This is a genomic window from Xanthomonas sp. NCPPB 4037, assembly GCF_041475695.2.
GTDB classification, from domain to species: Bacteria; Pseudomonadota; Gammaproteobacteria; order Xanthomonadales; family Xanthomonadaceae; genus Xanthomonas; species Xanthomonas campestris.
The window spans coordinates 3,185,817-3,198,820 of the sequence record NZ_CM191261.1 but is presented as its reverse complement, the minus strand read 5'-3'; the positions used below and the strand labels follow the sequence as shown (position 1 = coordinate 3,198,820).

The following is a 13,004-nucleotide window of genomic DNA, read 5'->3' as shown; positions in this document are numbered from 1 at the left end:
CCTTTCTTTCCCCTTTCGATAAAGACATTCTCATGAGCAACGAAACCCGTCGTTTCAACGTCGCCGTCGTGGGCGCCACCGGCGCTGTCGGCGAAACCATGTTGAGCATCCTGGCCGAACGTCAGTTCCCGGTCGCCACCTTGTATGCACTGGCATCGGCGCGCTCGGCGGGCGGGCAGGTCGAGTTCAACGGCGGCAAGGTCGACGTGCTGGACCTGGCCGACTTCGACCCCACCGGCGTGGATATCGCGCTGTTTTCCGCAGGCGGCAGTGTCTCCAAGGAATACGGCCCCAAGTTCGCTGCGGCCGGTGCGGTGGTGATCGATAATTCCTCGGCGTTCCGCTACGACGACGATGTGCCGCTGGTGGTGTCCGAGGTCAATCCCGAAGCGCTGAAGCAGCGCCCGCGCGGGATCATTGCCAACCCCAATTGCTCGACCATGCAGATGCTGGTGGCGCTGGGCCCGATCCACCGCAAGTACGGCATCGAGCGCATCAATGTGGCGACCTATCAGTCGGTGTCCGGCGGCGGCCGTTCGGCGATGGAAGAGCTTGGCAAGCAGACCAGCGAATTGCTGAGCTTCCAGCAGATCGACCCGCAGCGCTTCCCGGTGCAGATCGCCTTCAATCTGATCCCGCACATCGACGATTTCCAGGACAACGGCTACACCAAGGAAGAGATGAAGCTGGTCTGGGAAACCCGCAAGATCCTCGGTGACGAAAACATCCAGGTGAATCCCACCGCGGTGCGCGTGCCGGTGTTCTACGGGCATTCGGAAGCGGTGGCCATCGAGACCCGCGAGAAGATCACCGTGGCCGAAGCGCGCGCCTTGCTGGCAGCCTCGCCGGGCGTGGAAGTGGTGGACGAGCACAAGGCCGGCGGCTACCCGACCCCGGTGACGCATGCCTCCGGCCAGGATGCGGTATTCGTTGGCCGCATCCGCGAGGATCTCTCGCACCCGCGCGGCCTGAATCTGTGGATCGTCTCCGATAATATCCGCAAGGGCGCCGCACTCAATGCCGTGCAGCTGGCCGAATTGGTCGCACAGGAAGGCTGAGCCTGCAGCGGCGTAGGAGCGCGCTCGCGCGCGATGGGTTTGCCCGGTAACGCCCCATCGCGCACGAGTGCGCTCCTACGTTCATTCGTGTTGATGCCGAGTGTGGGCCTCGCCGTAATGCCTGCGCTGGCGCCGTGCGCAGCAAGGCCTGAGCGCTCAGCGTCGTAGGAGCGCGCTCGCGCGCGATGCGGCTTGACCGGTAACGCCCATCGCGCACAAGTGCGCTCCTACGTTCATTCGTGTGGATGCCGGACGCGAGCCCGCCGTGACGCCTACGCCGGCGTCGTGCGCAGCAAGGCCTGAGTGCTCAGCGTCGTAGGAGCGCGCTCGCGCGCGATGCGGCTTGCCCGGTAATGCCCCATCGCGCACAAGTGCGCTCCTACCTTTGTCCCTTGCCTCGTCGACCAACGTCTTGGTCGTGACGATCCTTGGACAACGCGCCAGCGCAGCTGGCTTGCAACGCACCGCCGTTGCCAACCGCGTGCGAATTCGCATGCCCTCTCGCCAGCGCGTTCATGGCCACACAGGTGCGCCTGCACGCATGGCGCGTTGCGGCATTACGCCAGCGCACGCACTCTGCATGATGAAGCCGACTCTTTCGCTCATTCAGCGGCTATATTGATGCGCATGAAACATAGGGGCCGGGGCGCGATGCGCCCGATACAAGGGGTGGGCGCGCTGCTGCTGGCGTTATGCAGTGGTGCGGCCATGGCGTTGGGGTTGGGCGATATCCGGGTGTTGTCCAAGCCCGGGCAGCCGTTGGTGGCCGAGATCCCGGTCATCTCCAACGAGCCTGGCGAACTGGACAACGCGCGTGTGGCGCTGGCATCGCCAACCATCTTTGCGCGGGTCGGCCTGGAGCGGCCGCAAGGCCTGGTCAGCAACCTGCAGTTCCAGTTTGCGCAGGACGCCCGCGGCCGCGCGGTGATTCGCGTGACCAGCACGCAGGCGGTCGATCAGCCGGCCATCAACTTCCTGATCGAAGTGGAGTGGGGCCAGGGCCGCCTGGTGCGCGAGTATTCGGCGCTGGTCGATGCGCCCAATACCGCAGCGGCGATTGCCGAGCCAGGCATCGAGGCGCCGCAAGCCGGCGCCAGCAACACCATTGCGCGCGAACCGGCCGCGGCATCCGGCGCGCGACCAAGTCGCCAGGACAGTGCAGTGGAAAGGCCGGCCGCACGGCCTGCTGCCGCTGCGTCGGCGCCATCGACCAGCGCAGCGGGCGATCAGCTGCCGGCCGTGCGCCCGGGCCAGACCTTGTCGGAGATCGCTGCCGGGGTGGCGCGTTCCAGCGGGCATTCGCTGGACCAGACCATGCTGGCGTTGTTGCGCACCAATCCCGATGCCTTCATCAACGGCAACATCAACCGGCTCAAGCAGGGCGCGGTGTTGCGCACGCCGCAGCAGGACGCGCTGGCCGAAGTGGGCGCCGCCGAGGCCGCGGCGCTGGTGCGCGAACAGGCCACGCAGTGGCGGCAGGCGCGTGCGCCCATGCCGCAACCGGCCGAGGCGGGCACCACTCCGGCCGCCAGCCCCGCGCCGGCGGCGGCGGCCGCTGCAGGCGCCGCAGGTGGCGCGCGGCTTGAGATCGCCCCCGCGGTGGCGACGGATACCAACAAGGCCGGCACCACGTCCGGCACCAGTGGCGAAGGCGAGGGCGAGATGGCGGCCAACGAACAGTTGCAACAGGCCAAGGAAGACATCGCCACCCGCGATGCCGAGCTGCAGGAGCTGCGCACCCGCGTGGCCGACCTGGAAAAGCTCAAGCAGCAGCAACAGGCGTTGATCGCCATGAAGGACACCGACCTGGCCGCCGCCCAGCGGCGCCTGGCCGAGACCCCGGTCACGCCCGCGCAGGGCGGCGGATTCCCGCTGTGGTTGATCGGCGGGCTGGTGTTGATCGTGGCCGCGGTGGTGGCCTGGCTGGCCGCGCGCCGCCGCAAGCCATCGCCGTTGCCGCCGTTGCCGCGCCGCAATTTCGATTTCATTCCGCCCGGCACTGCAGCTGCTGCGGCCCAGCCGGATGCGGACGCCGCCGCCACCGTGCCCAGCGAGCGCGACGTGGTGCAGGAGACCGAGTTCGAGCAAATTGATCTGCACGAAGACGAACGCGCCGGTGGCACGCAGCCGCCGCTGTCGGAGGTGCTGCGGCGCGAACCGCAGCTGGCCGAGCCGGTGCCGCACGCAGCTGCCCCGGTGGTGTCCAGTGACGATTGGCGCGCCTTGCGCGCGACGCCTGCCGCGCCGTCAAACGATCTGGCCGACGCCAGGCCTGCCCCGGCAGCGGAGCCGGCACCCGAACCCGCACCAGCGCCAATGACTGCCGCACACGCACCGCCTTCACCAGCCACGCAGCAGGACAGCCTGGACTTCGACCCAGCCCCGCCGGTGCCGGTCGCCGATGCGCCGTATGCCGAGACGTTCAGTGCTGCTGCGCCGCGCGAATTCGCCTCCGCCGGCCGTGATCGTCTCGAGCTGGCGGTGGCTTACATGGACCTGGGCGACAAGGACACCGCACGCGGGCTGTTGCTGGAAGTCGCCGCCACCGGCGATGCGGCCACCCGTGCCGAAGCGGCCGATCTGCTCGACCGTCTGGCATGAGCCCGGCCATGGACACGCTTGGCGCACGCGAACGCCGCATCGATTACATCGAGTTCGCCTCCATCGACCTGGAGGCCAGCCGCGCGTTCTTTGCGCAGGTGTTCGGCTGGCAGTTCCAGGCCTATGGCCCGGACTATCTGGCCTTCAACGATGGTCGGCTGGATGGCGGCTTCTATCGCGCAGCCGCGGCGGCGCCCGCCGACACCGGCCCATTGGTAGTGCTGTATGCCGACGACCTGGCCCCGGTGCTGGAGCAGGTTGCGGCCGCCGGTGGGCAGATCGTCAAGCCGGTCTTCGGCTTCCCCGGTGGCAGCCGCTTTCATTTTCGCGAGCCCGGCGGCACCACGCTGGCCGTGTGGTCCGAGCGCACCGTCTAGTCGGCTGCGCATGACCGGTACCCCAAGAGGCAAACACTGATGCGTTACGCGCTGGGCGTGGAATATGACGGCAGCGAGTTCCAGGGCTGGCAGCAACTGGGCGAGCACGGCGGGCCGAGCGTGCAGGCAACCCTGCAGGCGGCATTGTCGTCGGTGGCCGATGCGCCGATCCAGGTGGTCTGTGCCGGCCGCACCGATGCCGGCGTGCATGGCGAATGCCAGGTGGTGCATTTCGACAGCGATGCCCGCCGCGAACCGCGCGGCTGGATGCTGGGCACCACCGCGCGGCTGCCGCCGTCAGTGGCGGTGCGCTGGTGCGTGCCGGCAGCCGAAGACTTCCATGCGCGGTTTTCCGCGCGGGCGCGGCGTTATCGCTATCGCCTGCTCAACCGGCAAATCCGCCCGGCGCTGTACCGGCAGACCCTGAGCTGGGAGCGCCGGCCGCTGGATGCGCAGGCCATGCACACCGCCGCGCAGGCATTGCTGGGCGAGAACGACTTCGGCGCATTTCGCAGCGTGCAGTGCCAGGCCCTGCATGCGCGGCGCAATCTGCAGGCCATCACCGTGCAGCGGCTGGGCGAGGTGGTGGAGGTGCAGGTGCAGGCCAATGCATTCCTTCATCACATGGTGCGGAATATTGTTGGCTCGCTGATTTTGGTCGGGACCGGCGAACAGCCGATCGACTGGATCGCAACATTGCTCGCCGGACGCGACCGCACTGTGGCCGGCCCGACGGCACCGCCGCAAGGCCTGGTGTTCATCGGGCCGCTGTATCCCGCAGAGTGGCATCTGCCCGCCGAGGTGACCCAATGAATCGATCGCTGTACCGCACCCGCATCAAGTTCTGTGGCATGACCCGCGCCGGCGACATCCGGCTCGCTGGCGAGCTGGGTGTGGACGCGGTGGGTTTCATCTTTGCCCACGGCAGCCCGCGCCGCGTGGCCCCGGCCGAAGCGCGCGCCATGCGCCAGGCCACCGCGCCGATGGTCGATGTGGTGGCGTTGTTCCGCAACAACTCCAAGGAAGAAGTGCGCGAAGTGGTGCGCACCGTGCGTCCCACCTTGCTGCAGTTCCATGGCGAAGAAGACGACGCCTTCTGCCGCAGCTTTAATCTGCCGTATCTCAAGGCGGTGCCGATGGGCGCTTCCGGCGTGAATGGCGAAGACGCCAACGCGCGGACGCTGCAGTTGGCCTATCCCAATACGGCCGGCTTCCTGTTCGACAGCCATGCGCCGGGCGAGGGCGGCGGGACCGGCAAAACCTTCGACTGGTCGCGCCTGCCCACCGGCCTGCATCGCCCGTTCCTGCTGGCTGGCGGCATCACCGCCGACAACGTCTTCGACGCGATCGTGGCGACCCTGCCGTGGGGCGTGGACGTGTCCAGCGGCGTGGAGCTTGCGCCGGGCATCAAGGACGGCCACAAGATGCGCAAGTTCGTCGAAGAAGTGCGCCGCGCCGACTGTCACGAGATGTCGTAACGGTGGTGTCTTAAGCGCGCTGCAGTGTGCTGCGGTATGAGGCCCGATGGTGGCGCCGCGCTGGCGCCGATGTTCGCGAAATCAGATGCAGACGTTGGCTAAGTGGCCTGCACAGGCGCGTCGCGCAATAAACCCGGAGCGTCATCAGACGCTTCGGGCAGCTGAGAACTCTTCAAGGCTCCGGTTTCCGGGGCTTTTTCGTGCGTGGTAGCGCGAAGACGCCGCTGCTCGATGTAGCGCCTCGCCCGTGATCAGGGCTGATCCGCCGCAAGCTCGCCGCGTAACCAGCCAGCAAGCTGTGCGATCCGCGGATCGGGATTGCGCCGCGCCGCGCACAGGCCCCAGCGGCCTCGGGTCGGGGTAAAGCCCCACGGCGCCACCAGCCGCCCGGCCGCCAGGTCGGCGGCGACAAGCGATTGCGGTGCGATCGCCACGCCCAGTCCGGCCGCAGCGGCTTCCAGCAGATACATCAGGTGCTCGAACTCAGTGCCGAAGCGCAAGCTGTCGGCCGGGATGCCATGTGCCTGCGCCCAGTCCGGCCACGCTTGCGGGCGTGAGCGCGTATGCAGCAGCGGGTGCGCCAGCAGTGCGTGCGGCGGCTGCCCGGCCAGCTGGGTCGCCAGCGGGCTTTGCGGGCTGAGCACCGGCCCGATCCACTCCACGCCCAGCTCGTGCACCTGCCAGTCGCCCGGCCAGGGCGGGGTGTCGAGCAGCAGCGCAGCGTCCAGGCCGTCCAGGTCCGGCCCGGGCGGTTGCTCGTTCGCCGACAGATGCACGCGCAGATCGGGCAGATCGCGTTGCAGCCGGCCCAGCCGCGGAATCACCCAGCGCGCCAGCAGGCTCCCGGAGCAGCCCAGCACCAACGGCGCTTCGTTGCGCGGGCTGGCCAGGTCCGCCCACGTGTCGGCGATCAGCGCAAAGCCCTCGCTGGTGGCATCGCGCAGGCGCGTGCCGGCGGCGGTCAGCACTAGCCCGCGGCCCTGGCGGGTGAACAGGGCGGTGCCCAACAGTTGTTCCAGAGAACGCACATGCCGGCTGATGGCACCGTGGGTCACGTGCAGTGCGTCGGCAGCGCGGCTGACACTTTGCAGGCGCGCCGCGGCCTCAAAGGCGCGCAAGGCAGCAAGCGGGGGCAGGGAGGTGGGCATATGTGAGTACAGGTCACAGGTTACGGCGATCTTATCGATTTATCCGTCGCGCCGCCTGCGTTAGAGTGCGCCTTTCCCGTATTTCCGCAGTGTTGCGGAGGAATAGCCCCCATGTCGGCCCAGCCCATCAGTGACTTTCATGCGTATCCGGATGCCGCCGGCCATTTCGGCAAGTTTGGCGGCCGTTTCGTCGCGGAAACCTTGATCGCGCCCCTGCAGGAACTGTCTGCCGCCTACGATCTGGCGCGCCAGGATCCGGCCTTCATTGCCGAGTACGACAAGGATCTCAAGCATTACGTCGGCCGCCCCAGCCCGATCTACCACGCCGAGCGGCTGAGCCGCGAAGTGGGCGGGGCGCAGATCCTGCTCAAGCGCGAAGACCTGAACCACACCGGCGCGCACAAGATCAACAACACCATCGGCCAGGCGCTGCTGGCCAGCCGCATGGGCAAGACCCGCATCATCGCCGAGACCGGCGCCGGCCAGCATGGCGTGGCCAGTGCCACCGTCGCGGCGCGGCTGGGCCTGGAATGCGTGGTCTACATGGGCGCCACCGACATCGAGCGGCAGAAGATCAACGTCTACCGCATGCAGTTGCTCGGTGCGAAGGTCATCCCGGTCACCTCGGGCTCGGCCACGCTCAAGGACGCGCTGAATGAAGCGATGCGCGACTGGGTCAGCAATGTGCAGGACACCTTCTACATCATCGGCACCGTCGCCGGCCCGGATCCGTATCCGCGCATGGTGCGCGATTTCAACGCCATCGTCGGCCGCGAAGCGCGTGCGCAGATGCTGGAAGACTACGGCCGCCTGCCGGATGCGATCAGCGCCTGCGTGGGTGGCGGCAGCAACGCCATCGGCCTGTTCCACGCGTTCTTGAACGACCCCGGTGTCAAGATCTACGGCGCCGAAGCGGCGGGTGATGGCATTGCCAGTGGCCGCCATGCGGCATCGATCGCCGCCGGGCGGCCCGGCGTGCTGCACGGCAATCGTACGTATGTGATCTGCGATGACGATGGCCAGATCATCGAGACCCATTCGGTCTCGGCGGGCCTGGACTACCCCGGCGTGGGGCCGGAGCATGCCTTCCTCTCCGACAGCGGCCGTGCCGTGTACCAGGGCATCACCGACGACGAAGCGCTGGCCGCGTTTCATTTGCTGGCGCATACCGAGGGCATCCTGGCCGCGCTGGAATCCAGCCATGCGGTCGCGCAGTCGATCAAGCTTGCGCGCGAAATGCCCAAGGACGCGCTGGTGCTGTGCAACCTGTCCGGCCGTGGCGACAAGGACGTGCACACCATCGCCGCGCGCGAAGGCATGGTGCTGTGATCGCAGCGCACGCGCGCAACCTCGGTGGTGGCATGGCGCTGCTGTGCCTGTCTGCACTTGCCGCCGCCGCGGCATCCGCGCCCGCGCTGGATCGCAGCGGCGCGGTGCGGGTTGGCCAGCGCTTCGCCGAGCTGGCGCCGCGGGCCGCCTGGAAGCCGATGAATGCCGGCCCGATCGGGCAGTGCGACTACGTGGAAGCAGGGCTGCTGCCCGCGGGCGTGGCGATGATGGTCGAGGACGGGCGCGTTGTCCGCTTCGACGTCACCGATGCCGGGGTCGTGGGCCCCTTCGGCATTCGCATCGGCGACAGCGAGGCCAGTGTGCGTGCACGCCTGCCCGCGGGCTACAGCGTCGAGCCGCATCACTATGGCGGTGACGACGGCAAGGATCTTTATCTGACATGGCATGACCCCGCGCGTGGGCTAGCCGTTCGCTACGAAACTGGAGAAGGCAGCGTGACATCGATGTACTGGGGAAGCTGGGACGCCGTGCAACTGGTGGAGGGATGCGCATGAGCCGCGCGCCCGACCGTATCGCTGCATGCTTCGACGCGCTGCGCCACTCTGGCCGCAAGGCACTGATTCCCTTCATCACCGCCGGCGACCCCTCACTGGAAGCCACCGTGCCGGTGATGCATGCGCTGGTGCGCGCCGGTGCGAACATCATCGAGCTCGGCGTGCCGTTCTCCGACCCGATGGCCGATGGCCCCACCATCCAGCGCAGCTCCGAGCGTGCGCTGGGCCGCGGTGCCGGGCTGGCCTATGTGATCGAAGCCGTGCAGGAATTCCGGCGCGAGGACGCCACCACCCCGGTGGTACTGATGGGCTACCTCAACCCGATCGAAATCCACGGCACGCGGCGCTTTGCCGAAACCGCGGTGGCCGCCGGCATCGATGGCGTGCTGCTGGTCGACCTGCCGCCCGAGGAGGCCGACGACACCCGCGCCATCTTCACCGAGGTCGGCCTGGCGCTGATCGCCTTGGCGTCGCCCACCACCGGCGAGGCCCGGCTGGACATGCTGTGCAGCACTGCGCAGGGCTATCTGTATTACGTGAGCTTCTCTGGCGTGACCGGCGCGGCCGACCGGCTGGACACGCATGCGGCCAGCGACCGCCTGCGTCAGCTGCGTGCCCGTGCCGGCGCACCGGTGGTGGCCGGCTTCGGCATCAAGGACGCCGCCAGTGCTGCCGCGATGGCGGTGGATGCGGACGGCGTGGTCGTCGGCAGCGCGCTGGTGGCGGCCCTGGCCGATGCGTCGGATGTGCGCAGCGCGCGTGAGCGGGCCGAAGACTTCCTGCAGCCGCTGCGGCAGGCGCTGGACGCTGGCTGAGGCGCCGCTGCCGGGCGCCTGCCGGTGGAATATGTAGGTGCCCAACGGCGGCGATCATGCCGGCAATACGTTCCCGCATGATCGCCTGGCGTTTTGGCCCAGGGCGCTCGGCGCCACCCCGCGCGGCCGCCCACTGCACCGCCATGGGGCGCTGGGATAGACTGTCGCCCCTCTGCGGCCTGCACGGCCGCCTTGCATGGATTGTCATACACGCATGAGCTGGCTCAGCAAATTGATGCCTTCCGGCATCCGCACCGAGAACACCCCCGCCAAGAAGCGCAGCGTCCCCGAGGGCCTGTGGGAGAAGTGCAGCAACTGCGGCAGCGCGCTGTACGGCCCGGAGCTTGAGGAGAACCTGGAGGTGTGTCCGAAGTGTGACCACCACATGGCGATCCGCGCCCGCGCCCGGCTGGCCGCGCTGTTCGACGTGGACAGCCCAACCACCGAAATCGCGGCCCAGCTGGGCCCGGTGGACGTGCTCAAGTTCAAGGATCAGAAGAAGTACGGCGAGCGCATCAAGGCCAGCCAGAAGAGCAGCGGCGAATACGACGCCCTGATCGCCATGCGCGGCGTGCTCAAGGGCAACCCGCTGGTGGCCGCCGCGTTCGATTTCGCCTTCATGGGTGGCTCGATGGGCTCGGTGGTCGGCGAGCGCTTTGCGCGTGCGGCCGAAGTGGCGCTGGAAGTGGGCTGCCCGTTCGTGTGCTTCTCCGCAAGTGGCGGCGCGCGCATGCAGGAAGGCCTGTTTTCGCTGATGCAGATGGCCAAGACCTCCGCGGCGCTCGGCCGCTTGCGCGAAGCCGGCCTGCCGTATATCTCGGTGCTGACCCATCCCACCACCGGTGGCGTGTCGGCCTCGTTCGCGATGCTGGGCGATATCAACATCGCCGAACCGCATGCGCTGATCGGTTTTGCCGGCCCGCGCGTGATCGAGCAGACCGTGCGCGAGACGCTGCCCGAAGGTTTCCAGCGCTCGGAGTTCCTGCTCGATCATGGCGCCATTGATCAGATCTGCGACCGCCGCGACATGCGCGACCGCATCGCCGAGCTGACCACCATGATGATGCGTCAGCCGCATCCGCAGGACGCAGACGCCGCATGAGCAGTCGTAAGTATTTCGGCACCGACGGCATCCGCGGTCGGGTCGGGCAGGGCGTGATCTCTGCCGATTTCGTGCTGCGCCTGGGCAATGCGCTTGGGCGTGTGCTCACCGCTGGGCGCAGCAAGCGCCCGTTGGTGCTGATCGGCAAGGACACCCGCATTTCCGGCTACATGTTCGAAGCAGCGCTGGAAGCCGGCCTGGTGGCCGCCGGTGCCGACGTGCAGCTGATCGGGCCGATGCCGACCCCGGCCATTGCGTTTTTGACCAGTACCTTGCGCGCGGATGCCGGTGTGGTGATCAGCGCATCGCACAACCCGCATTACGACAACGGCATCAAGTTCTTTTCCGCTGAGGGCGAGAAGCTCGATGACGCCACCGAAGCGGCCATCGAAGCGGCCCTGGATGCGCCATTCCACACCGTGGAATCCGAGCGCCTGGGCAAGGCGATCCGTACCCGCGATGCGATCGGCCGCTACATCGAATTCTGCAAGGCCAGCGTCCCGCGTGGCTTCACCCTGCATGGGTTGAAGATGGTGCTCGACTGCGCGCACGGCGCCACGTACCACATCGCGCCGATGCTGTTCCGCGAGCTCGGCGCCGAGGTGGTGGTGATCGGTGCGGCGCCGGACGGGCTCAATATCAACGACGGTGTCGGCTCCACGCATATCGACAATCTCGCCGCCAAGGTGCGCGAGACCGGCGCGCAGTTGGGCATCGCCTTCGATGGCGACGGCGACCGCGTGCTGATGGCCGACGACCAGGGCAACCCGGTCGATGGCGACGATCTGCTGTACGTGCTCGCGCGCTCGTGGCAGGCCAGCGGCCGGCTCACCGGCACGGTGGTCGGCACCTTGATGACCAATTACGGGCTGGAGAAAGCCCTGGCCGCGTTACAGATCCCGTTCCAGCGCGCCAAGGTCGGCGACCGCTACGTGCACCAGGCCCTGGTCGAGGGTGGCGGTACCCTGGGCGGCGAAACCTCCGGCCATCTGCTGTGTCTGGACCGGGCCACCACCGGTGATGGCATCGTCAGCGCCTTGCAGGTGCTCGAAGCGCTGGGGCGCGACGGGCACAGCCTGCGTGAGGCGCTGAGCAGCCTGAGCAAGGTGCCGCAGCAGACCGTCAACGTGCGTCTGGGCGGCGGTGCAGCCAAGGCCATTGTGGAAGCCACCAGCGTGCAGCAGGCGCTGCAGCAAGCGCAGGCGGCGGTGCAGGGGCGTGGCCGCGCCTTCCTGCGCCCGTCCGGCACCGAGCCGGTGGTGCGCGTGACCGTGGAGGCCGACGAAGCGGGGTTGATGCAGGACACGCTCGATCGCCTCGCCGGAGCGGTGCGTGACGCGGCGTGAGTCGCTGATCATCGGCGTCTGCGTGGTCTTCGCCAAGGCCGCGACGTTTTATGTGCTGTATCGCCTGCTGTCCTGAGCGGCCGGCCTTCTTTCATCCTTGAGCAAGACATCCGTATGAGCGCGCGCATCCCCACCCTGGACATCACCCGTTTCGACAGCGACCGCGAGGCGTTTGTCGCCGAGCTCGGTGCCGCTTATCGGCAATGGGGCTTTGCCGGCATCCGCAATCACGGCATTGCGCAGTCGGACATCGACGCCGCCTACGAGGTGTTCAAGGCATTTTTCGCGCTACCCGACGAGGTCAAGCGCAGCTACCACGTGCCCGGCAGTGGCGGCGCGCGCGGCTATACGGCGTTCGGTGTGGAAACCGCCAAGGACTCCAAGCATTTCGATCTGAAGGAGTTCTGGCACATCGGCCGCGAGATCCCGGACGATTCGCCGTACCGCGCGGTGATGGCGCCCAATCTGTGGCCGACCGAAGTGCCGGGCTTCCGCGAGCGTGGCTACCACCTGTATCAGCAGCTGGATCAGTTGGGCTCGCGCGTGTTGTCGGCGCTGGCGCTGCACATCGGCCTGCCGCAGGACTACTTCGCCGACAAGACCGATCACGGCAATTCGATCCTGCGCCCGATCCATTACCCGCCGATCACCAGCGACGACATCCCGAATGTGCGCGCCGGCGCGCACGGCGACATCAATTTCATCACCTTGTTGGTGGGCGCCAGCGCCGCCGGCCTGGAAGTGCGTTCCAACGAAGGCGAGTGGGTGCCGTTCACTGCGGACGCCGACACCATCGTGGTCAATATCGGCGACATGCTGCAGCGCCTGACCAATCATGTGTATCCGTCCACCATCCACCGCGTGGTCAATCCGCCGGGTGAGGAGGCGCGCAAGCCGCGCTATTCGGTGCCGTTCTTCCTGCACCCGAACCCGGATTTCCTGATCGACGTGTTGCCGTCCTGCATCAGCGCCGACAATCCCAGCCGCTATCCCGAACCGATCACCGCACACGGGTTCCTGGAAGAGCGCCTGCGCGAGATCAAGCTGAAGTAAGCCGAACGGACCCAAGCGCGGCTATGGCCGCGCTCGCAACATGGCGGATGACGCTCGCCACAGTTTGCTTGATGAACGTTCGCTCGCGTCCGGTTAAAGCTTGCGTTCACCTCTGCCGATATCCCAGTCTGGCCGCTAGCGCGACGTCGGATTTGCCTGGCGCCCGCTGCAGGACTGCGATG

At 67.5% G+C, this 13,004-nt stretch carries 12 protein-coding genes; 11 read left to right on the top strand and 1 reads right to left on the bottom strand.

Features of this window, described 5'->3' with window-relative positions; translation table 11 throughout:
* Positions 1 to 32: 32 nt before the first annotated feature.
* The 5 genes from ACCQ01_RS14325 to ACCQ01_RS14305 all read left to right on the top strand — a co-directional run bounded on the left by ACCQ01_RS14325 (position 33) and on the right by ACCQ01_RS14305 (position 5,514).
* A complete protein-coding gene (locus ACCQ01_RS14325) occupies positions 33 to 1,058 on the top strand; it encodes an aspartate-semialdehyde dehydrogenase (protein ID WP_011037679.1) in 1,026 nt (341 codons plus the stop codon).
* A gap of 651 nt (positions 1,059 to 1,709) precedes the next feature.
* A complete protein-coding gene (locus tag ACCQ01_RS14320; protein WP_228431786.1) occupies positions 1,710 to 3,659 on the top strand; it encodes a motility hub landmark protein FimV in 1,950 nt (649 codons plus the stop codon).
* On the top strand, positions 3,656 to 4,036 hold the full coding sequence (locus ACCQ01_RS14315) for a VOC family protein (RefSeq protein ID WP_042598386.1): 381 nt from the start codon (positions 3,656 to 3,658) through the stop codon (positions 4,034 to 4,036). Before ACCQ01_RS14320 ends, ACCQ01_RS14315 begins: the two co-directional genes overlap by 4 nt.
* Before the next feature lie 39 nt (positions 4,037 to 4,075).
* Entirely contained in the window at positions 4,076 to 4,849 is a 774-nt protein-coding gene (gene truA / locus ACCQ01_RS14310) for a tRNA pseudouridine(38-40) synthase TruA (protein ID WP_011037676.1), read from the top strand.
* The gene (locus ACCQ01_RS14305) at positions 4,846 to 5,514 is read left to right on the top strand and encodes a phosphoribosylanthranilate isomerase (RefSeq protein ID WP_011037675.1); all 669 of its coding nucleotides are present in this window, start codon (positions 4,846 to 4,848) and stop codon (positions 5,512 to 5,514) included. Before truA ends, ACCQ01_RS14305 begins: the two co-directional genes overlap by 4 nt.
* A gap of 251 nt (positions 5,515 to 5,765) precedes the next feature.
* Here ACCQ01_RS14305 and ACCQ01_RS14300 read toward each other — a convergent pair whose 3' ends face one another.
* Positions 5,766 to 6,662 carry a LysR family transcriptional regulator gene (locus tag ACCQ01_RS14300; RefSeq protein ID WP_011037674.1) on the bottom strand — a complete coding sequence of 299 codons (897 nt, stop codon included), beginning with the start codon at positions 6,660 to 6,662 and terminating at the stop codon, positions 5,766 to 5,768.
* A 111-nt stretch (positions 6,663 to 6,773) separates the two neighbouring features.
* Between ACCQ01_RS14300 and trpB the strand changes: the two genes are divergently transcribed.
* The 6 genes from trpB (at position 6,774) to ACCQ01_RS14270 (ending at position 12,822) form a co-directional block, all read left to right on the top strand.
* Positions 6,774 to 7,991: a tryptophan synthase subunit beta gene (gene trpB / locus ACCQ01_RS14295; RefSeq protein ID WP_011037673.1), complete on the top strand. Its 1,218-nt coding sequence runs from the start codon at positions 6,774 to 6,776 to the stop codon at positions 7,989 to 7,991.
* Positions 7,988 to 8,506, top strand: a complete 519-nt coding sequence (locus ACCQ01_RS14290) for a hypothetical protein (RefSeq protein ID WP_228431787.1) — start codon at positions 7,988 to 7,990, stop codon at positions 8,504 to 8,506. The genes trpB and ACCQ01_RS14290 overlap by 4 nt, the downstream gene beginning before the upstream one ends.
* On the top strand, positions 8,503 to 9,321 hold the full coding sequence (trpA, locus tag ACCQ01_RS14285; protein ID WP_228431788.1) for a tryptophan synthase subunit alpha: 819 nt from the start codon (positions 8,503 to 8,505) through the stop codon (positions 9,319 to 9,321). The genes ACCQ01_RS14290 and trpA overlap by 4 nt, the downstream gene beginning before the upstream one ends.
* A gap of 214 nt (positions 9,322 to 9,535) precedes the next feature.
* Entirely contained in the window at positions 9,536 to 10,423 is an 888-nt protein-coding gene (gene accD, locus ACCQ01_RS14280; protein WP_119959423.1) for an acetyl-CoA carboxylase, carboxyltransferase subunit beta, read from the top strand.
* Positions 10,420 to 11,769, top strand: a complete 1,350-nt coding sequence (glmM, locus tag ACCQ01_RS14275) for a phosphoglucosamine mutase (RefSeq protein WP_228431789.1) — start codon at positions 10,420 to 10,422, stop codon at positions 11,767 to 11,769. Before accD ends, glmM begins: the two co-directional genes overlap by 4 nt.
* Positions 11,770 to 11,883: 114 nt before the next feature.
* Positions 11,884 to 12,822 (top strand): isopenicillin N synthase family dioxygenase, encoded by a 939-nt coding sequence (locus ACCQ01_RS14270; protein ID WP_011037668.1) that lies wholly within the window; start codon positions 11,884 to 11,886, stop codon positions 12,820 to 12,822.
* The last annotated feature ends 182 nt before the right edge of the window (positions 12,823 to 13,004 follow it).

Excerpts from the sequence above, each read along its gene's own strand:
- ACCQ01_RS14325 (WP_011037679.1), top strand. The coding sequence starts at position 33 with ATGAGCAACGAAACCCGTCGTTTCAACGTCGCCGTCGTGGGCGCCACC.
- ACCQ01_RS14320 (WP_228431786.1), top strand. The coding sequence starts at position 1,710 with ATGCGCCCGATACAAGGGGTGGGCGCGCTGCTGCTGGCGTTATGCAGT.
- ACCQ01_RS14315 (WP_042598386.1), top strand. The coding sequence starts at position 3,656 with ATGAGCCCGGCCATGGACACGCTTGGCGCACGCGAACGCCGCATCGAT.
- truA (WP_011037676.1), top strand. The coding sequence starts at position 4,076 with ATGCGTTACGCGCTGGGCGTGGAATATGACGGCAGCGAGTTCCAGGGC.
- ACCQ01_RS14305 (WP_011037675.1), top strand. The coding sequence starts at position 4,846 with ATGAATCGATCGCTGTACCGCACCCGCATCAAGTTCTGTGGCATGACC.
- ACCQ01_RS14300 (WP_011037674.1), bottom strand. The coding sequence starts at position 6,662 with ATGCCCACCTCCCTGCCCCCGCTTGCTGCCTTGCGCGCCTTTGAGGCC.
- trpB (WP_011037673.1), top strand. The coding sequence starts at position 6,774 with ATGTCGGCCCAGCCCATCAGTGACTTTCATGCGTATCCGGATGCCGCC.
- trpA (WP_228431788.1), top strand. The coding sequence starts at position 8,503 with ATGAGCCGCGCGCCCGACCGTATCGCTGCATGCTTCGACGCGCTGCGC.
- accD (WP_119959423.1), top strand. The coding sequence starts at position 9,536 with ATGAGCTGGCTCAGCAAATTGATGCCTTCCGGCATCCGCACCGAGAAC.
- glmM (WP_228431789.1), top strand. The coding sequence starts at position 10,420 with ATGAGCAGTCGTAAGTATTTCGGCACCGACGGCATCCGCGGTCGGGTC.
- ACCQ01_RS14270 (WP_011037668.1), top strand. The coding sequence starts at position 11,884 with ATGAGCGCGCGCATCCCCACCCTGGACATCACCCGTTTCGACAGCGAC.